Here is an 18,133-nt window from a genome sequence, read left to right on the forward strand (position 1 = left end):
AGCCTCGTTGCGGGAACCTAACACCCGCAGTGTGGGCCAGGACACGATTGAGACTCAGAGTCGCAGGCCGTTGTCGTTTCGTGACCAAGTGGTCTGCACCGGAAACGCTCCCGAAACCTGGGGTGTACGCAGGACGGATCTCAGGCGCTGCCCGAGCGGTCCTCGGCCTCGCCCGAACCCTCGAGTCCTGCGACGCCGTGCTCGACGACCCCGTCCGCGACCTGCCTCATGGACAGGCGCAGGTCCATCGCGGTCTTCTGGATCCACCGGAACGCGTCGGGCTCGCTGAGCCCGAGCTTCTCCTGCAGCACCCCCTTCGCCCGGTCCACCGACTTGCGGGTGGCGAGGGACTCCTGGAGGTCGGAGACCTCGCGCTCGAGCACCGCGATCTCGGCATGCCGGCTGACGGCCATCTCGATCGCGGGAACGAGGTCACCGCGCTGGAACGGCTTGACCAGGTACGCCATCGCCCCGGCCTCGCGCGCCCGCGTCACGAGGTCGCGCTGCGAGAAGGCGGTGAGGATCACGACGGGGGCGATGCGCTCCCCCGCGATCGTCTCCGCCGCCGCGATGCCGTCGAGCACCGGCATCTTCACGTCCAGGATCACCAGGTCGGGGCGCAGCTCGCGGGCCAGCTCGATCGCCCTCTGGCCGTCGGCGGCCTGCCCCACGACCTCGTAGCCCTCCTCGCCGAGCATCTCGGCCAGGTCCATGCGGATCAACGCCTCGTCCTCGGCGATCACGACACGGCGTACGCCGTCGGAGCTGGGGCTGGACATCTCGGGCTGCGTCACGGTCGCAAGGCTAGTTCGGATAGGGTTCCGAGGCCGATTCGCCCCGGTAGCCCAACGGCAGAGGCAGTGGTCTCAAACACCATCCAGTGTGAGTTCGAATCTCACCCGGGGCACCTCAGACCCGGCCCACGCACCGCCAGGCGGGTTCAGGCCCGGCGGTACGCCGGGGCCTGGCCGTTGATCGCGTCGCCCATCCGGTGGATGCGCAGCGCGTTCGTCGAGCCGGGAATGCCGGGCGGGCTGCCGGCGATGATCACGACGAGGTCGCCCTCCTGCACCCGCCCGATGTGCAGCAGCGCCTCGTCGACCTGGCGGACCATCTCGTCGGTGTGCTCGACCTCTGCTCCCTGGAACGTCTCCACGCCCCAGGTCAGCGCCAGCTGGGACCGGGTGCGCGCCTCCGGGGTGAAGGCGAGGATCGGGATCGGGCCCCGGTAGCGCGAGAGCCGCTTGGCGGAGTCGCCGCTGACGGTGAACGCGACGACGTACTTGGCCCCGACCCGCTCGGCGACCTCGGCAGCTGCCTTGGCGATGATGCCCCCACGGGTGTGCGGGTTCCACGCCACCGCGGCCATGTGGCTCAGCCCGTGGTCCTCGGTCGACTCGACGATGCGGGCCATGGTCTCGACGGCCACGATGGGGTACTCCCCCACGCTCGTCTCGCCGGACAGCATCACCGCGTCGGCGCCGTCGAGCACGGCGTTGGCGACGTCGCTGGCCTCGGCGCGGGTCGGCGCGGGGGCGGTGATCATCGACTCGAGCATCTGGGTGGCCACGATGACGGGCTTGGCGTTGCGCCGGGCCTTGTCGATGATGAGCTTCTGGTGGATCGGCACGTCCTCGAGCGGGCACTCCACGCCGAGGTCCCCGCGGGCGACCATGATCCCGTCGAAGGCGTCGACGATCTCGTCGATGTTGTCGAGCGCCTGCGGCTTCTCGATCTTGGCGATGACGGGGACGTGGATGTTCTCCTCGCGCATGATCACGCGCACGTCCTCGGCGTCGGCCGCGTTGCGCACGAAGCTGAGCGCGATGAAGTCGACTCCGAGCCGCAGCGCCCAGCGCAGGTCCTCGGTGTCCTTCTCCGACAGCGCCGGCACGGAGACCGCGACGCCGGGCAGGTTGATGCCCTTGTTGTTGGAGACCTTGCCCGGCACGATCACCTCGGTGACCACGTCGGGGCCCTCGACCGCGGTCACCCGCAGCCGGACCTTGCCGTCGTCGATGAGCAGCGGGTCGCCGGGCTTCACGTCGCCGGGCAGGCCCTTGTACGTCGTACCGCACCGCTCGACGTCGCCGACCACGTCGCGGGTGGTGATCGTGAAGGTGGCGCCCTTCTCGAGCATCACCGGCCCGTCACCGAAGGTCTCGAGACGGATCTTCGGGCCCTGCAGGTCGGCGAAGATGCCGATCGCGTGGCCGGTCTCGTCGGAGGCCCGCCGGACCATCCGATAGACGGCCTCGTGGTCGGCGTACGCCCCGTGGCTCATGTTGAGCCGCGCGACGTCCATGCCGGCTTCGACAAGGGCTCGGATCCCCTCCGGGGTGTTCACCGCTGGGCCGAGGGTGCAGACGATCTTGGCTCTACGCACGACACCACCCTAGCGGATATTGGATCGTTCCAACCCCCGGATCCCACGTCCGTCGGTGAGTGAGGCGGGTATTTCGTCGCGAGGACGTGCCTCACCCACCGCGGGGCGACTCAGACGACGAGCGGGCGCTCGTGCGGCTTGATCGGCGTCGGCAGGGTGGTCGATCCCGTGAGGTAGGCGTCGACCGAGGCGGCGGCGCTGCGCCCCTCCGCGATCGCCCACACGATGAGCGACTGACCACGGCCCACGTCGCCGGCGACGTAGACACCGGGCACCGAGGCGGCGTACGACGCGTCGCGCCGGACGTTGCCGCGCTCGTCGAGGTCGACGCCGAGCTGCTCGATCAGTCCCGCCTTCTCCGGTCCCACGAAGCCCATCGCGAGCAGCACCAGCTGGGCCGGGATCTCGCGCTCGGTGCCCTCGACGGGCTGGAACGACGCGTCGACCTCGACCAGCCGGAGCGCGGAGACCTGGCCGTCGCTGTCGCCGAGGAACTCCTGCGTGGAGACCGCGTAGACCCGGTCGCCGCCCTCCTCGTGGGCCGAGGAGACGCGGAACGTCATCGGGTACGTCGGCCACGGCTGGCCGGCGGGCCGGTCCGTTCCGGGCTGGGGCATGATCTCCAGCTGCGTCACCGACCGCGCACCCTGGCGGATGGACGTGCCGAGGCAGTCGGCGCCGGTGTCGCCGCCGCCGATGATGACGACGTCCTTGCCCGTCGCCACGATCTGCTCCGAGCCGTCGAGCGTCGGGGGCTCGCCCAGGGACGCGCGGTTGGCCTGCGGCAGGAACTCCATCGCCTGGTGGATGCCGCCGAGCTCGCGGCCGGGCACCGGCAGGTCACGCGCGGCCGTGGCGCCCATCGCCAGCACCACCGCGTCGTAGCGCGACAGCAGCTGCTCGCCGGTGAGGTCGCCGCCGACGTTCACGCCGGCGCGGAACACCGTGCCCTCGCGACGCATCTGGTCCAGGCGCCGGTCGAGGTGCTTCTTCTCCATCTTGAACTCGGGGATGCCGTAGCGCAGCAGGCCGCCGATCTTGTCCGCGCGCTCGTAGACCGCGACGGTGTGCCCGGCGCGGGTGAGCTGCTGTGCCGCGGCGAGCCCGGCGGGGCCCGAGCCGATGACCGCGACCGTCTTGCCCGAGAGCCACTCCGGCGGCTGCGGCCGCACGTAACCCGATCCCCACGCGCGGTCGATGATCGAGACCTCGACGTTCTTGATGGTCACCGGGTCCTGGTTGATGCCCAGCACGCAGGCTGTCTCGCACGGTGCGGGGCACAGCCGGCCGGTGAACTCGGGGAAGTTGTTCGTCGCGTGGAGGCGGTCCATCGCACCGTCCCAGTCGTCGCGCCAGACCAGGTCGTTCCACTCCGGGATGAGGTTGCCCAGCGGGCAGCCCTGGTGGCAGAACGGGATGCCGCAGTCCATGCAGCGCCCGGCCTGGGTGTTGATGATCGGCAGCAGGGCCCGCCCGATGCCGTCGGGGTAGACCTCGCCCCAGTCCTGCACGCGCTCGGCGACCTCACGGCGCGAGGCGACCTCGCGGCCGTGCTTGAGGAAGCCCTTCGGGTCAGCCATCCTGCGCCCCTCTCTCCATGGGCGAGCGCGAGGGCTCGCGACGACTCGACGTGGTGGGGGTGCTCTCAGCCATGGAGCACCTCCATGATGCGCGCGTTGGCCTGGTCCTCGTCGAGGCCCTCCGCGAGGGCCTCCTCACGCGCGGCCAGCACGCGCCTGAAGTCACGCGGCATCACCTCGGTGAAGCGCGCGAGCGCGGCGTCCCAGTCGTCGAGCAGCGCCGTCGCGACGGCCGAGCCGGTCTCCTCCGCGTGCTCCTCGACCAGCGACCTGAGCTCGTCGGCCGCCTTGCCCGTGACCGGGGCCAGCTCGACCAGCTCGGGGTTGACGCGGGCCTCGTCCAGGTCGAGCACGAAGGCGTAGCCGCCGGACATGCCCGCCGCGAAGTTGCGCCCCGTGGGACCCAGCACGACCACCACGCCGCCGGTCATGTACTCGCAGGCGTGGTCCCCCACGCCCTCGACGACCGCGCTGGCACCGGAGTTGCGTACGCAGAACCGCTCACCGGCGCGGCCGCTGAGGAACATCCGGCCGGACGTCGCGCCGTAGCCGATCGTGTTGCCGGCGATGATCTGCTCCGACGCCTCGAACGTCGCCGCCCGGTCGGGGCGGATGACCAGCCGGCCGCCGGACAGGCCCTTGCCGACGTAGTCGTTGGCGTCGCCCTCCAGGCGCAGGGTGATCCCGCGCGGCACGAAGGCGCCGAACGACTGACCGGCCGAGCCGGTGAGCGTGATGTCGATCGTGCCCTCGGGCAGGCCGTCGCCGCGGTAGCGCTTGGTGACCTCGTGGCCGAGCATCGTGCCGACCGTACGGTTGACGTTGCGGACGGCCACCTGCGCGCGCACCGGCTCGCCCGACTCCAGCGCGGGAGCCGCGATGGCGATCAGCTCGTTGTCGAGCGCCTTGTCGAGCCCGTGGTCCTGGGCCTTGGTGTTGCGCAGGTCCTGGTCCTCGAACTGGCCGAACTCGCCGTGGGCCGAGGCCTGGTGCAGCATCGGCGTCAGGTCGAGCCCGGAGGCCTTCCAGTGGTCGACGGCCCGCGCGACGTCGAGCGTGCCGACCTGGCCGACGGCCTCGTCGATGCTGCGGAAGCCGAGCTCGGCGAGCAGCTCGCGGACCTCCTGCGCGATGAACTCGAAGAAGTTCACCACGTAGTCCGCCTGGCCGCTGTAGCGCTCGCGCAGCACCGGGTTCTGCGTGGCCACGCCCACCGGGCACGTGTCGAGGTGGCACACGCGCATCATGATGCAGCCGCTGACGACGAGCGGGGCGGTCGCGAAGCCGAACTCCTCCGCGCCCAGCAGGGCGGCGATGACGACGTCCCGGCCCGTCTTGAGCTGCCCGTCCGCCTGCACCACGATCCGGTCGCGCAGCCCGTTGAGCAGCAGCGTCTGCTGGGTCTCGGCCAGGCCGAGCTCCCACGGACCGCCGGCGTGCTTGAGCGAGGTGAGCGGCGAGGCGCCGGTGCCGCCGTCGTGGCCGGAGACGAGCACGACGTCGGCGTGCGCCTTCGACACCCCCGCCGCGACCGTGCCGATGCCGACCTCGGAGACCAGCTTGACGTGGATGCGCGCTGACGGGTTGGCGTTCTTGAGGTCGTGGATCAGCTGCGCCAGGTCCTCGATCGAGTAGATGTCGTGGTGCGGCGGCGGGCTGATCAGGCCCACACCGGGCGTGGAGTGCCGCGTCTTGGCGACCCACGGGTACACCTTGTGACCGGGCAGCTGGCCGCCCTCGCCGGGCTTGGCGCCCTGCGCCATCTTGATCTGGATGTCGTCGGCGTTGGTGAGGTACTCCGAGGTCACGCCGAACCGGCCGGAGGCGACCTGCTTGATCGCCGAGCGCCGCTCGGGGTCGTAGAGCCGGTCGGGGTCCTCGCCGCCCTCACCGGTGTTGGACTTCGCGCCCAGCCGGTTCATGGCGATCGCGAGGGTCTCGTGCGCCTCCTGGCTGATGGAGCCGTAGGACATGGCACCGGTCGAGAAGCGCTTGACGATCTCCGAGACCGGCTCGACCTCGTCGATGTCGACGGGCTCGCGCACGCCCTCCTTGAAGGTGAACAGCCCGCGCAGGGTCATCAGCCGCTGCGACTGCTCGTCGACGCGGGAGGTGTACTGCTTGAAGATGTCGTAGCTGCCGGTGCGCGTGGAGTGCTGCAGGCGGAAGACCGTCTCGGGGTCGAACAGGTGCGGCTCCGCGTCGCCCTTCACGCTGCGCCGCCACTGGTACTCCCCGCCGGTGGGGAGCTCGCGGTGCGCCGGCGCAATGCCGCCGCGGGGGTACGCCGTCGCGTGGCGGCGGGCGACCTCCTCGGCGATCGTGTCGAGCTCGATGCCGCCGAGCTTGGACGTCGTACCGGTGAAGTAGCGGTCGATGACGGCCTGCGAGAGGCCCACGGACTCGAAGATCTTCGCGCCGGTGTAGGACGCCACGGTCGAGACGCCCATCTTGGACATCACCTTGAGCACGCCCTTGCCGAGCGCCTTGATGAGGTTGGCGACGGCCTTCTCGGGCTCGACCTTGACGTAGTAGGCCTCGCGGGCCAGGTCCTCGACCGACTCCATGGCGAGGTAGGGGTTCACCGCGGCCGCGCCGTAGCCGACCAGCAGCGCCACGTGGTGCACCTCGCGCACGTCGCCGGCCTCGACCAGCAGCCCCACCTGGGTGCGGGTCTTCTCCCGGACCAGGTGGTGGTGGACGGCGCCGGTGAGCAGCAGCGACGGGATCGGCGCCAACTCCTGGGTCGCGTGGCGATCCGAGAGGACGATGATGCGCGCGCCCCCCGCGATGGCCTCCGACACCTCGGCGCACAGCTCCTCGAGCCGCGCCTCCAGGGCCGCTCCCCCGCCCTCGACGTCGTACAGGCCGCGCACGACGTGGACCTGGAAGCCGGGCATGTCGCCGTTGCGGTTGATGTGGCGGATCTTGGCCAGGTCGTCGTTGGAGAAGACCGGGAACGGCAGCACGATCTGCCGGCACGACGCCGGGGTGGGGTCGAGCAGGTTGGCCTCGGGGCCGATGGACCCGCTGAGCGAGGTGACCAGCTCCTCGCGGATGGCGTCCAGCGGCGGGTTCGTCACCTGCGCGAACAGCTGCGTGAAGTAGTCGAAGAGCAACCGCGGCTTGTCGCTGAGCGCGGCGATCGGCGTGTCGGTGCCCATCGAGCCGAGCGCCTCGCCACCGGTGTTGGCCATCGGGCTCAGCAGGACGCGCAGGTCCTCCTGCGTGTAGCCGAAGATCTGCTGGCGGCGAGTCACCGAGGCGTGCGTGTGCACCACGTGCTCGAGCTCGTCGATGTCGTCGAGGTGGATCAGGCCGGCGTGCAGCCACTCGTCGTAGGGGTGCTCGGCGGCGAGCTGACCCTTGATCTCCTCGTCCTCGATGATCCGGTGCTCCTCGGTGTCGACCAGGAACATCCGGCCCGGCTGGAGCCGGCCCTTGCGGACCACCGTCGCGGGGTCGATGTCGAGCACGCCCACCTCGGATGCCAGGACCACCAGGCCGTCGTCGGTGACCCAGTAGCGCGAGGGGCGCAGGCCGTTGCGGTCGAGGACCGCACCGATCTGGGTGCCGTCGGTGAACACCACGCAGGCGGGCCCGTCCCACGGCTCCATCAGCATGGAGTGGAACTCGTAGAAGGCGCGCCGCTGCGCAGCCATCTCGCGGTTGTTCTCCCATGCCTCGGGGATCATCATCAGCACGGCGTGCGGGAGCGAGCGGCCGCCGAGGTGGAGCAGCTCCAGGACCTCGTCGAAGGACGCCGAGTCCGACGCACCGGGCGTGCAGATCGGGAAGAGCCGCTCGAGGTCGCCGGGGATCAGGTCGCTCTCGAGCAGCGCCTCGCGCGCCCGCATCCAGTTGCGGTTGCCCATCACGGTGTTGATCTCGCCGTTGTGGGCGATGAACCGGAACGGGTGCGCCAGCGGCCAGCTCGGGAAGGTGTTGGTCGAGAAGCGCGAGTGCACCACGGCCATCGCGGACGCGACGCGCTCGTCGCGCAGGTCGGGGAACACCCGGTCGAGCTGGTCGGTGGTGAGCATGCCCTTGTAGGCGAGCGTGCGCGAGGACAGCGACGGGAAGTAGACGTCGGTCTCGGACTCGGCGCGCTTGCGCAGGCAGAAGGCGAGCCGCTCCAGCGCCATGCCGCTCACGCGCGATGCGCGACCGGCCACGAACAGCTGGGCGAAGGTCGGCATCACGCTGCGCGCGGTCGCGCCCAGCGTCGAGTCGTCGACCGGCACCTCACGCCAGCCGAGCACGGCGAGGCCCTCCTCGTCGGCGATCTCCTCGATGCGGCGGCGGGTGGCGGCGACCGCCTCGGCGTCGCCGGGCAGGAACGCGGTGCCGACGGCGTACGCGCGGGCGGGAGGCAGCTCGAAGCCCGCCTCCTGTGCCACGTCGCGCAGGAACGCGTCGGGCACCTGCATAAGGATCCCGGCGCCGTCGCCGCTGTTGACCTCGGCGCCGGCGGCGCCGCGGTGGTCGAGGTTGCGCAGGGCGGTGAGCGCCTTGACCACGATGTCGTGGCTGGCCTCACCTGTCAGGGTCGCCACCATGGCGACGCCGCAGGCGTCCTTCTCGTGCCGGGGGTCGTAGAGACCCTGGCTCGGCGGGAATGCGTGCATGGAGGCATTCTCCCGTCGTCGTCGCGACTCGCCCGGGACCGAGTCCCGGGCAGTGGGGGTGGGTGTTTCCGCTGGGGACGACGTTGGCCCGAGCGAGACAGAACCTATCACCGGCGTCGTACGCCGGTCGGCGGTGTGTCAGGCCGTGGGACCGGCGGTCCGGCGGTCCGCGGGGTCCGCGGGGTCCGCGGGGTCCGCGGGGTCAGCGGGCTCGGCGGGGTCGGCGCTCTCGCCGGGGTCGGCGGCATCCGCGGCGTCCGCCGCGTCGTCAGCGTCCGGCTCGCCGGTGCGCACCGACTCCTCGCGCCCGGGGTGGCGACGCTGGGACCACGCGAACCAGGCGGCGGCGAGCACGAACAGCACGATCGACGTCCACACGTTGAGGCGCAGGCCGAGGATGTCGTCCATCTGCACGTCGTCGATGCGCAGGTTCTCGATCCAGCCGCGCCCGGCGGTGTAGAGCATGACGTAGCCGGCGACGACGCGGCCGTGACCGAGCCGGTAGCGCCGGTCGAGCCAGACCAGGACGACGAACGCGCCGAGGTTCCACAGGCACTCGTAGAGGAAGGCCGGGTGGAACGTCGCCACGTCGAGGTAGTCGGCGGGCCGGTGGGCGACGTCGATCTCCAGGCCCCACGGCAGGTCGGTCGGGCGGCCGTAGAGCTCCTGGTTGAACCAGTTGCCCCAGCGTCCCATCGCCTGCGCAACCAGCACGCCCGGGGCGAGCGCGTCGAGCAGCGGCAGGATCTTGATGCCCCGCGAGCGCGCACCGAGCCACACGCCGACGGCCCCGAGGGCGATGGCGCCCCAGATGCCGAGGCCGCCGCGCCAGACGTACAGGGCGGTGACGGGGTTCTTGTCCTCGCCGAAGTAGAGCTGCCAGTCGGTGACCACGTGGTAGAGCCGGCCGCCGACCAGGCCGAACGGAACGGCCCAGATCGCCAGGTCGCTGACCTCCCCGGGCGTGCCGCCGCGGGCCACCCAGCGCCGCTCGCCGATCCAGATGGCGAGGACGATGCCGAGGATGATGCACAGCGCGTAGCCGCGGATCGGCACCGGTCCGAGGTGCCACACGCCCTCGGTGGGGCTCGGGATGGACATCAGCGTCACCAGCGGTGACGGCACGGACGACATGGGCATGGGCAGCATCATCCCTGGTCGAGGATCATCGTGACGTCCTGGGCGAGCTGCGCCTGGGAGACGTCGGAGCCCCAGAACGTGTCGACACCGTCGTCGGCACCGATGCCGAAGACCTGGGTGCCGTGGTCCACGTCGTAGGTCTTCGGCAGGTCGTTCGGGTCGAGCTCGGTGCCGGCGGCGTCGAAGTAGCCGATGGCCACCTTCATGCTGGAGGCGACCTCGACGATCTCGTCGAGGTCGCCGGTGAGCCCGATGATGCTGGGGTCGAAGGCGTCGACGTAGTCCTCGACCACGGCCCGGGTGTCGCGCGCCGGGTCGGTGGTCACGAAGACCACGTCCAGCCGCTCCTTCTGCGCGTCGTCGAGGCGCGCGAGCGTGCCGGCGAGGGTCGCCATCACCTGCCCGCAGATGTCGGGGCAGTTGGTGTAGCCGAAGAAGACCAGCGTGAGGTCCTTGTCGGTGTCCTCGGTGAGGCTGTACGACGCCCCGTCGGTGTCGACCAGCGGCGTCGGGCTGACCTCGAACGGCGGGTCGAGGACGGTGCCGGTGAGCTCGATCGACGCGTCGGCGTCGCCGGACTGGCCGCCGCACGCGGCCAGCAGGCCGAGCAGCGCAACCGACGCGAGCGCCCTAGCGACCCGCACGGCGTACCCCTTCGGCCAGGTCGGTCGTCAACGCGCGCAGGGCGTCGAGGCCCGCGGCCTCGTCGCCGGGGTGGTCGAGCAGGCACCGGACGAATGCCGAGCCGACGATGACGCCGTCGGCGTAGGACGCCACCTCCGCCGCCTGGTCGCCGGTGCTGACCCCGATGCCGACGGCGACGGGGACGTCGCCGCTTGCGCGCACCCGCCGCACCAGCGGCCCGGCCAGGTCGGAGGTGGCGTCGCGCGCCCCTGTGACGCCCATGACGGCGGCGGCGTAGACGAAGCCGCGGCTGGCCGCGGCCGTCATGGCGACCCGCTCGTCGGTCGAGCTCGGCGCGACGAGGAACACCTTGTCCAGCTCGTGCGCGTCGGCGGCCGCGATCCACTCGCCGCCGTGGTCGGGGGTGATGTCGGGCGTGATGAGCCCGGCTCCCCCGGCCTGCGCGAGGTCGGCGGCCCACCGCTCGACGCCGTAGCGCTCGACCGGGTTCCAGTACGTCATCACCAGCGTCGGCACGCCGGTGGCGGCGACCGCCTCGACGACCCGGAGGACGTCGGAGGTGCGGACCCCGGCGTCGAGCGCCTGCTGCGCCGCCGCCTGGATCGTCGGACCGTCCATCACGGGGTCGCTGTAGGGCAGGCCGATCTCGATCGCGTCACAGCCTGCCTCGACCATCGTCCGCAGGGCAGCGATCGACCCTTCGACGCTCGGGTAGCCGGCGGGGAGGTAGCCGATGAGGGCGGCGCGGTCCTCGGCGCGGGCCCTGGCGAAGGCGACCGACGTGGACGTGCTCGCGGTCACCGCGTCGCCTCCTCGGCGGCCTGCTCGAGGTCGGTCTCGGGCCCCTCCTCGGCGTCGCCGAGGCCGAACCACTCGAGAGCGGTCCCCATGTCCTTGTCGCCGCGACCGCTGAGGTTCACGATCACCGTCGCGTCGGGGCCCTTCTCCTGACCGAGGCGCTTGGCGACCTCGAGCGCGCCGGCGATGGCGTGGGCGGACTCGATGGCCGGGATGATGCCCTCGGTCCGGCTCAGCAGCGCCATGGCGTCCATCGCCTCGGCGTCGGTGACGGGGGTGTACGACGCGCGCCCGGCGGCCGCGAGCCAGGAGTGCTGCGGCCCGACGCCGGGGTAGTCGAGGCCGGCGGAGATGGAGTGTGACTCGACGGTCTGGCCGTCCTCGTCCTGCAGCACGAAGGTGCGGGCACCGTGCAGCACCCCCGCCTCGCCGGCGTGGATCGTGGCCGCGTGCCGGCCGGTGTCGACACCGTCGCCACCGGGCTCGAAGCCGTGGATCTCCACGCCCTCGTCGTCGAGGAACGCGGTGAACAGGCCGATCGCGTTGGACCCGCCGCCCACGCACGCCGCGACCGCGTCCGGGAGGACGCCGTACTGCTCGAGGCACTGGGCGCGGGCCTCGTCGCCGATGCCGCGGCAGAAGTCACGCACCATGCTGGGGAACGGGTGCGGGCCCGCCGCGGTGCCGAAGAGGTAGGCGGTGTGGTCGACGCTGGCCACCCAGTCGCGCAGCGCCTCGTTGATCGCGTCCTTGAGGGTCGCGCTGCCGGACTCGACCGGCACGACGGTGGCACCGAGCAGCTGCATCCGGGCCACGTTGAGCGCCTGGCGCCGGGTGTCGACGGCGCCCATGTAGACGGTGCAGTCGAGGTCGAGCCAGGCGGCGGCGGTCGCGCTGGCGACCCCGTGCTGGCCGGCGCCGGTCTCGGCGATCACCCGGGTCTTGCCCATGCGGCGCGTGAGCAGCGCCTGGCCGAGGACGTTGCGGATCTTGTGGGCGCCGGTGTGGTTGAGGTCCTCGCGCTTGAGCAGCACGCGGGCGCCGACGGTCTGCGAGAGCCGCTCGGCGTGGTAGAGCCGGCTCGGGGTGCCGGCGTAGTCGCGCAGGACCCGCTCGAAGTCGGCCACGAACGCCTCGTCGGCCATCGCGTCCTGCCAGGCCTCGGTGAGCTCGTCGAGCGCGGCGACGAGCGCCTCGGGCATGAACCGTCCGCCCCAGGTCCCACCGAAGTAGCCCCGGTCGTCGGCCTCGAAGCTGCCTGGCCGGACCCCTTGCGGGCTGGTCGCTGCACTCACGGGGCACCTACTCCTGTCATGGCTCGTACGGCGGCCTCCGGGTCGCCGTCCTTGACCAGCGCCTCGCCGACCAGCACGACACCCGCTCCCTCGGAGACGAAGCGCTGGACGTCGGCGACGCCGGTGATGCCGCTCTCGGCGACCCTGACCACTCCGTCGGGGATCTGGGGCGCGAGGCGGCCGAAGACGTCGGGGTCGACGTCGAGGGTCTTGAGGTTGCGGCTGTTGACGCCGACCAGGTCGGCGCCGAGGTCCAGCGCGCGCTCGGTCTCGGCCTCGTCGTGCACCTCGACCAGCACGGTGAGCCCCAGCTCGCGGGCCTGGTCGTGCAGGCGCCGGAGCGTGTCGTCGTCGAGGGCCGCCACGATCAGCAGGGCGAGGTCGGCGCCGGCCGCGCGTGCCTCCAGGAGCTGGTAGTGCTCGACGATGAAGTCCTTGCGCAGGATCGGGGTGTCGACCGCCGCCCGCACGGCGCGCAGGTCGTCGAGGCTGCCGCCGAAGCGGCGCTCCTCGGTCAGCACGGAGATCGCGGCCGCGCCGCCACGGGCGTACGCCGCTGCCAGCGCCGCCGGGTCGGGGATGTTCGCGAGCTCGCCCTTGCTCGGGCTGCGTCGCTTGACCTCGGCGATCACGCTCGCCCCGAGCGCGCGGAAGTGCGGCATCGGGTCGCGCGGCGCCGGCGCGTCGGCGAGGCGGGCGCGCAGCTCCGCCGACGGGAGCGCGGACTCTCGGCGGGCGAGGTCCTCGCGCACCCCGGCGACGATGTCGTCGAGCACGGAACCGGTGGCAGGCATGCGCTCAGCCTCTCACCCGGGGCCAGCCCCTTCGGGGCCGGTGCCCAGCGGTCGGACGCGGTGCGGGTGGGCTCGGGCTCAGTGCTCGGAGCCGTTGAAGCCGAGGCGCGACAACACCAGGAACAGCGGGAGAGCGAGCAGGGCCACGCCGATGCCGATCCACAGCAGGAGCTCGTTGGCAGGCGTCCGCAGCAGGGCGACGCTCCCGACGACGAAGCCGAGCATCGCGACCGCCACGGCGGTCCAAGCAGCGGGGGTGTTGCCGTGGCCAGCAGCCATCGTCGGTGCTCCTTCGTCGGTTCGGCGCGTGCGCACCCGAGTCTAGGCGGTCGGGTCCCGGCCCTCGTCGAGGGCCTTCCACATGTCGATGTTCTCCGTCGGCGCCGCGCCGGCCGGGTGGTCCTTGCCCCGGGCGCCGGTGGGCGCGTCGTACCTGCTGCCCATCTCGGGCCAGGAGCGCACCAGCCGCGCGCCCAGGACGGTGGCGGCGACGACCAGCGCGGAGGCGACGACCGCCAGCCAGAACCAGCCGGTCAGCCACGTCTCCTCGAGGTCCGCACCGGTGCGGCGCTGCACCTGCTGGCGCAGGTCGTCGGGCAGGTTCGCGGGCGCCCACGCCACGGTCGCGGCGACGCCGAGCGCGGCGAGGACCGCCAGCCAGCCGACCAGGCGGCGGAACCGGCCGCGGGTGACCAGCACGACGCCCCAGCAGGCCAGGACGACCAGCGCGAGCCCGGTGGCGAGCGGGGACGACCCCGCCTCGCCCCAGCTCGTCGCGGCACCACTCGGCACCGTGTCGGACAGGTCGCCGGTGACCCATGGCTTGGTGCCGGCGTAGGCGGCGAGCGCCGCGGAGACCAGGCCCAGCGCGACGACCGGCCCGAAGGTGCGCCGGGACCCGGACGGTTCAGCCATCGAAGCGGTGGACGAGGTCGGCGTCGAAGCAGGTGTGGTCGCCGGTGTGACACGCGGCGCCGACCTGGTCGACGACGAACAGCAGGGTGTCGCCGTCGCAGTCGAGCCGGATCTCCTTGACGTGCTGCACGTGGCCCGACGTGTCGCCCTTGGCCCAGTACTCGCGCCGAGAACGCGACCAGTACGTCGCCCGCCCGGAGTCGATGGTGCGGGCCAGGGCCTCGTCGTCGACCCAGGCCAGCATCAGCACCTCGCCGGAGCCGTGCTGCTGCACGACGACGGGCACGAGCCCCTCGGCGGTGTGCCGCAGCCGGGCGGAGATGGCGGGGTCGAGGGCGGTGTCGGGGGTGCTCACGGGTCCATCGTCCCAGCCTCGCGCGCGGCCCACGTCTCCGCGCAGCGCCGGGTCACCGGGCCGGGGGCGGGCAGGTCGCGGTCGTCCCAGCGGGCGATGGCCTGCACGTCGCGCGTCGTGGAGACGAGGAAGGCCTCGCTGGCCCGGTGCTGCACCTCGACCAGCGGCTCGTCGATCTCGCGGGCGCCGCACCACTCGATGACCAGCTCGCGGGTGATGCCCGCGAGACAGCCGGCGGCCAGTGTCGGCGTGCGCAGCTCGTCGTCGACCACGTAGAAGACGTTGGACCCGGTCCCCTCGCAGAGGTTGCCCGCGGTGTTGGCGAAGACGGCCTCGGTGCCGCCGTGGGCGTTGGCGTGGGCGAGCGCGATGACGTTATCGGCGTACGAGGTGGTCTTGAGCCCCGCGGTCGCGCCGTGCTCGTTGCGTGTCCACGGCACGGTGACGACGGTCGTGGTCTCCGCGGCCCGCTCGATGGCGCTCCACGCGACGACGAGCGTGGGCGGTCCGCCACCGCGCCCTGATCCCATCGGGTGCGGGCCTGCGGTCCACGTGATCCGCAGCCGCCCGATCGGGTCGTCTCCCACGACCGCCGCCACGCCGCGGCGTACGTCGTCGAGGTCGGGAGCGGGCAGCCCGAGTCCCGCGGCGCTGCGCTCGAGGCGCGTCAGGTGACGGGTCAGCGCGAACGGCTGGCCGTGCAGCGTCTTGACCGCCTCGAACACCCCGTCGCCCACCGTGAATCCGTGGTCGGTGACCGCGACGGCCCCCTGGGTCGGGTCGGCCAGCAGTTCCCCGTTCAGCCACGCGCGCATGTCGCCACTCTAGGGCCCGCTCCCCCGGCCGCAGGGTGCCGCCGGAACACGCCCGGCAGGGGGCGATTTTGGACCCGTGCGAGCCATGTACTACTGTTCCACTCGCACTCAGCGCCGGTGAAACGGTGCAGATGCAGGCGGACATAGCTCAGTTGGTAGAGCGCAACCTTGCCAAGGTTGAGGTCGCGAGTTCGAGTCTCGTTGTCCGCTCGGAAGGTCTCCCCCGTCAGTTCTGGAACCTCCACGGTGGGTTGGCCGAGAGGCGAGGCAACGGACTGCAAATCCGTCTACACGGGTTCAAATCCCGTACCCACCTCTCCGAAGATGCAGCACCGCAACAACTCAACACCCGGGCGATTGGCGCAGCGGTAGCGCGCTTCCTTGACACGGAAGAGGTCACTGGTTCAAACCCAGTATCGCCCACCACGCAGAAGCCGCAGGTCAGGCCCCATTTTCGGATCCCGAGGATGGGGCCTTCTGCATGTGTGATTCGCCCCCGTGCGCCCGACGTGCGCCCAGAGCGTCCCGGGCACGGTCCATCCGGGCCTCTGAAGCGTGGATGTAGCGCTCGACCGCGCGCAGCGAGGAGTGCCCCATGAGCACCATGATCTCGTGCGGCGGAACCCCGTTGTCGGCCAGCCAGGAGCCGTAGGAGTGCCGGCAGTCGTGCGGTGTCGGCAGCGGCGCCGCGAGCTCGGCGGCGCGCACGGCCGGTGCCCAGATCCGCTTCGTCCAGTTGCTGTAGTCCAGCGGCCGGCGATCCTCCGGCGCGACGTCGTAGTCCTGCGCGAATACAAGGCCCTCGCGGCCGTGGCGGGCGACGTGCGCCAGGTAGAGCTCGACGAGCTCGTCGGTCAGCGGCGCCCACCGGGACCCCGCTTCGCTCTTCGGCTGCGGCTTGATCGTGCCGTCGCGCTCGAGGACCTCCTGCACGCGCACGCGCCGGCGACGTACGTCGACGCGGAAGTGATGCATCCCCGCGCCCTCCTGCCACCGCAAGCCCGCGTCGAGCAGCAGCCGTACCAGCAGCTGGCTCTCCGGATCGGGTTCCCGCTCCCACGCTCGGCCGCGGGGCGTGCCTGCCGGCGGTCGGACCGGCCGCGTGATGGCCGCGATCAGCCGGTCGGCCTCGTCGATGTCGAGGAACCGGTCGACGTGCTTCGGCGGCTTCGGGGCGCGCACCCCCTCGGCGGGGTTGGTCCGGATCTTCCTCGCGGCGACCGCGGCCTCGAGGACCTGGCGCAGGAGACGTAGTGCCGTGGCGGCCGCCTCTCCCCCGACCTTCCGCGTGACCATGCCGGCCACCCACTTCTCGACGTCGATCGACTGGATCGACGCCAACGCCCACGAACCGAACGCCGGCTCGACGTGCACACGCCAGTGAGTCTCGTTCTTCGCGGCGGTGGCCTTGGCCACCCTCCGGGTCGTCTGCCATTCCGACCACCACGCCGACAGCGTCACCTTCCCAGCGTTCGGGTCGATGAAGTCACCGCGGCGCAGCTGCGACTCGAGCTCGGCCGCCCAGTCCTGCACCACCTTCTTCAACGGGTCCGTTCGGGTGTACCTCTTGCCGGCGACCTTGACGATGCCCTGCCACTTCCCCGACGGCAGCCTGCGGAATGAAGCCACTACGCAACCACCTTGTCGCTCATGCGGGTGGTGCCTCCTCGTGTAGTCGTCGGAGCAGGTACTCACGCTCCCCCGCCGTGCAGTACTTCAGCCGATCAGTCAGCGTCGGCAGATCTACCCACAACTCGTCTGCGGCTGGCTCGACATGGCCCTGAGCCCAGACCAAGGCGTCGCCCACGGCCGCGATGCAGGGAAGCAGCGTGCGAGCCGATTCCTTGCGGACGTACGTCTCTTCCTTCGCCGCCAATCCCATCGGCACGGGGCCCCGTTCGGCGTGCAGCGTCTCGTGCATGATCGTCGACCGCCGCTGCGCCTGGTTGAGGCCCCGACGTAGCGACACCGTCCTTGCCACGAAGTCCGTCAGCCCCAGCGGCCCGTGGTCGTGCCAGCAGAGTTTGTAGTGCGCGAGCCGGCCGAAGCGGCGCCATGGATGGATCCCCGTCATGCGGCGAGACCATAGGTAGCGCCACCGACAAGCCGACCGTGACGTCAGTCCTCGCGGCGGGCCGCGGCACGTTGCGGCCGCCGCATGTCCTCGGCCGTTCGGAGCGGGACGGGCGTGTCCCAGGCGGTGTCGACCCGCGGGCCGGCGTCGAGGATGGCGTCGACGACGCCCAGGACGGCTCTCCGTTCGCTCTCGGTGAGCCTGTCGGCGCGGGCCGGGAGCTCGAACTTGGTTAGTCGCGGCCGTTGCCCGGCCGCAATCAGCACCTGCTCGACGTCGACGCCCAGCATGGTGGCGAGCGCGTCCGCGGTTCGATCGGTGATCTTGGAGTGTCCCTGGCGGATCCGGCGGAAGACCTCGTACGTCGGGACGTCGCCGCCCGGGCCGACCTTCTCGACCAGCCGGTCGTACGCCTCGTGCAGGCTGATCTGCTCACCACGTCCACGTCGTTGCCCCAGTTCTTTGAGCCTGCGCTCCATCAGGTCTTGGAGCGTCTCGGCGTTCACATCGCTCAAGGTGGGGCCTCCGGCAGCGGGTTGTACAACGACGAACGGTGAATCACAGATTTGTAAGCACAAGTCAGGAGCGTGACGTGGTTCCCGGTGCAGGCGTGTGACCTGCATGGATGTTCCTACTTTGCTACTTGTACAAGTCACAAGTGGTTGCTACTGTCTCGCGTGACAGTTGTAATCAACAGAGAGAAGGCGC

At 71.3% G+C, this 18,133-nt stretch carries 16 protein-coding genes and 4 tRNA genes; 4 read left to right on the plus strand and 16 right to left on the minus strand.

Features of this window, described 5'->3' with window-relative positions; translation table 11 throughout:
- Positions 1 to 140: 140 nt before the first annotated feature.
- A complete protein-coding gene (locus J3P41_RS15570) occupies positions 141 to 779 on the minus strand; it encodes an ANTAR domain-containing response regulator (RefSeq protein ID WP_210651743.1) in 639 nt (212 codons plus the stop codon).
- Positions 780 to 834: 55 nt separating this feature from the next.
- Here J3P41_RS15570 and J3P41_RS15575 point away from each other — a divergent pair.
- Positions 835 to 907 (plus strand) — tRNA-Leu (locus J3P41_RS15575).
- Positions 908 to 940: 33 nt separating this feature from the next.
- Here J3P41_RS15575 and pyk read toward each other — a convergent pair.
- From pyk to J3P41_RS15635, 12 genes are all read right to left on the minus strand, one after another.
- Positions 941 to 2,386, minus strand: a complete 1,446-nt coding sequence (pyk, locus tag J3P41_RS15580; RefSeq protein ID WP_210651294.1) for a pyruvate kinase — start codon at positions 2,384 to 2,386, stop codon at positions 941 to 943.
- A 110-nt stretch (positions 2,387 to 2,496) separates the two neighbouring features.
- Complete coding sequence (locus J3P41_RS15585; RefSeq protein WP_210651295.1) at positions 2,497 to 3,966, minus strand: glutamate synthase subunit beta; 1,470 nt, start codon at positions 3,964 to 3,966, stop codon at positions 2,497 to 2,499.
- 65 nt (positions 3,967 to 4,031) lie between these two features.
- Positions 4,032 to 8,594, minus strand: coding sequence for a glutamate synthase large subunit (gene gltB, locus J3P41_RS15590; protein ID WP_210651296.1), 4,563 nt, complete (start codon positions 8,592 to 8,594; stop codon positions 4,032 to 4,034).
- A gap of 138 nt (positions 8,595 to 8,732) precedes the next feature.
- On the minus strand, positions 8,733 to 9,734 hold the full coding sequence (lgt, locus tag J3P41_RS15595) for a prolipoprotein diacylglyceryl transferase (RefSeq protein ID WP_246862345.1): 1,002 nt from the start codon (positions 9,732 to 9,734) through the stop codon (positions 8,733 to 8,735).
- Between the two features lie 8 nt (positions 9,735 to 9,742).
- The gene (locus J3P41_RS15600; protein ID WP_210651297.1) at positions 9,743 to 10,378 is read right to left on the minus strand and encodes an SCO family protein; all 636 of its coding nucleotides are present in this window, start codon (positions 10,376 to 10,378) and stop codon (positions 9,743 to 9,745) included.
- Positions 10,365 to 11,180, minus strand: coding sequence for a tryptophan synthase subunit alpha (trpA, locus tag J3P41_RS15605; protein ID WP_210651298.1), 816 nt, complete (start codon positions 11,178 to 11,180; stop codon positions 10,365 to 10,367). Before trpA ends, J3P41_RS15600 begins: the two co-directional genes overlap by 14 nt.
- Positions 11,177 to 12,472, minus strand: a complete 1,296-nt coding sequence (gene trpB, locus J3P41_RS15610; RefSeq protein WP_307862031.1) for a tryptophan synthase subunit beta — start codon at positions 12,470 to 12,472, stop codon at positions 11,177 to 11,179. The genes trpA and trpB overlap by 4 nt, the downstream gene beginning before the upstream one ends.
- On the minus strand, positions 12,469 to 13,266 hold the full coding sequence (gene trpC, locus J3P41_RS15615) for an indole-3-glycerol phosphate synthase TrpC (protein WP_210651299.1): 798 nt from the start codon (positions 13,264 to 13,266) through the stop codon (positions 12,469 to 12,471). Before trpC ends, trpB begins: the two co-directional genes overlap by 4 nt.
- 78 nt (positions 13,267 to 13,344) lie before the next feature.
- Positions 13,345 to 13,545, minus strand: coding sequence for an HGxxPAAW family protein (locus J3P41_RS15620; RefSeq protein ID WP_210651300.1), 201 nt, complete (start codon positions 13,543 to 13,545; stop codon positions 13,345 to 13,347).
- Positions 13,546 to 13,587: 42 nt separating this feature from the next.
- Entirely contained in the window at positions 13,588 to 14,181 is a 594-nt protein-coding gene (locus J3P41_RS15625; RefSeq protein ID WP_210651301.1) for a Trp biosynthesis-associated membrane protein, read from the minus strand.
- Positions 14,174 to 14,536: a phosphoribosyl-AMP cyclohydrolase gene (gene hisI / locus J3P41_RS15630; RefSeq protein ID WP_210651302.1), complete on the minus strand. Its 363-nt coding sequence runs from the start codon at positions 14,534 to 14,536 to the stop codon at positions 14,174 to 14,176. Before hisI ends, J3P41_RS15625 begins: the two co-directional genes overlap by 8 nt.
- Positions 14,533 to 15,351: an aminotransferase class IV gene (locus J3P41_RS15635; RefSeq protein WP_210651303.1), complete on the minus strand. Its 819-nt coding sequence runs from the start codon at positions 15,349 to 15,351 to the stop codon at positions 14,533 to 14,535. The genes hisI and J3P41_RS15635 overlap by 4 nt, the downstream gene beginning before the upstream one ends.
- A 137-nt stretch (positions 15,352 to 15,488) precedes the next feature.
- Here J3P41_RS15635 and J3P41_RS15640 point away from each other — a divergent pair.
- The 3 genes from J3P41_RS15640 (at position 15,489) to J3P41_RS15650 (ending at position 15,777) form a co-directional block, all read left to right on the plus strand.
- Positions 15,489 to 15,561, plus strand: a tRNA-Gly gene (locus tag J3P41_RS15640).
- A gap of 35 nt (positions 15,562 to 15,596) precedes the next feature.
- Positions 15,597 to 15,667, plus strand: a tRNA-Cys gene (locus tag J3P41_RS15645).
- Between the two features lie 35 nt (positions 15,668 to 15,702).
- A tRNA-Val gene (locus J3P41_RS15650) sits at positions 15,703 to 15,777 on the plus strand.
- A gap of 15 nt (positions 15,778 to 15,792) precedes the next feature.
- Here J3P41_RS15650 and J3P41_RS15655 read toward each other — a convergent pair.
- From J3P41_RS15655 to J3P41_RS15665, 3 genes are read right to left on the minus strand one after another with little or no spacing between them, the layout of a single operon-like run.
- Complete coding sequence (locus tag J3P41_RS15655) at positions 15,793 to 16,980, minus strand: tyrosine-type recombinase/integrase (RefSeq protein ID WP_210651304.1); 1,188 nt, start codon at positions 16,978 to 16,980, stop codon at positions 15,793 to 15,795.
- Between the two features lie 19 nt (positions 16,981 to 16,999).
- Positions 17,000 to 17,425, minus strand: coding sequence for a hypothetical protein (locus J3P41_RS15660; RefSeq protein ID WP_210651305.1), 426 nt, complete (start codon positions 17,423 to 17,425; stop codon positions 17,000 to 17,002).
- A gap of 44 nt (positions 17,426 to 17,469) precedes the next feature.
- Positions 17,470 to 17,940 carry a hypothetical protein gene (locus J3P41_RS15665; RefSeq protein ID WP_210651306.1) on the minus strand — a complete coding sequence of 157 codons (471 nt, stop codon included), beginning with the start codon at positions 17,938 to 17,940 and terminating at the stop codon, positions 17,470 to 17,472.
- Positions 17,941 to 18,133 lie beyond the last annotated feature (193 nt).

This window comes from Nocardioides sp. SYSU D00065 (genome assembly GCF_017916425.1).
GTDB lineage: Bacteria > Actinomycetota > Actinomycetes > Propionibacteriales > Nocardioidaceae > Nocardioides.

What these genes read in the sequence shown, in the direction of transcription:
- J3P41_RS15570 (WP_210651743.1), bottom strand. Translation starts at nt 779, where the DNA reads ATGTCCAGCCCCAGCTCCGACGGCGTACGCCGTGTCGTGATCGCCGAG.
- J3P41_RS15585 (WP_210651295.1), bottom strand. Translation starts at nt 3,966, where the DNA reads ATGGCTGACCCGAAGGGCTTCCTCAAGCACGGCCGCGAGGTCGCCTCG.
- gltB (WP_210651296.1), bottom strand. Translation starts at nt 8,594, where the DNA reads ATGCACGCATTCCCGCCGAGCCAGGGTCTCTACGACCCCCGGCACGAG.
- lgt (WP_246862345.1), bottom strand. Translation starts at nt 9,734, where the DNA reads ATGCCCATGTCGTCCGTGCCGTCACCGCTGGTGACGCTGATGTCCATC.
- trpC (WP_210651299.1), bottom strand. Translation starts at nt 13,266, where the DNA reads ATGCCTGCCACCGGTTCCGTGCTCGACGACATCGTCGCCGGGGTGCGC.
- J3P41_RS15620 (WP_210651300.1), bottom strand. Translation starts at nt 13,545, where the DNA reads ATGGCTGCTGGCCACGGCAACACCCCCGCTGCTTGGACCGCCGTGGCG.
- J3P41_RS15625 (WP_210651301.1), bottom strand. Translation starts at nt 14,181, where the DNA reads ATGGCTGAACCGTCCGGGTCCCGGCGCACCTTCGGGCCGGTCGTCGCG.
- J3P41_RS15635 (WP_210651303.1), bottom strand. Translation starts at nt 15,351, where the DNA reads ATGCGCGCGTGGCTGAACGGGGAACTGCTGGCCGACCCGACCCAGGGG.
- J3P41_RS15660 (WP_210651305.1), bottom strand. Translation starts at nt 17,425, where the DNA reads ATGACGGGGATCCATCCATGGCGCCGCTTCGGCCGGCTCGCGCACTAC.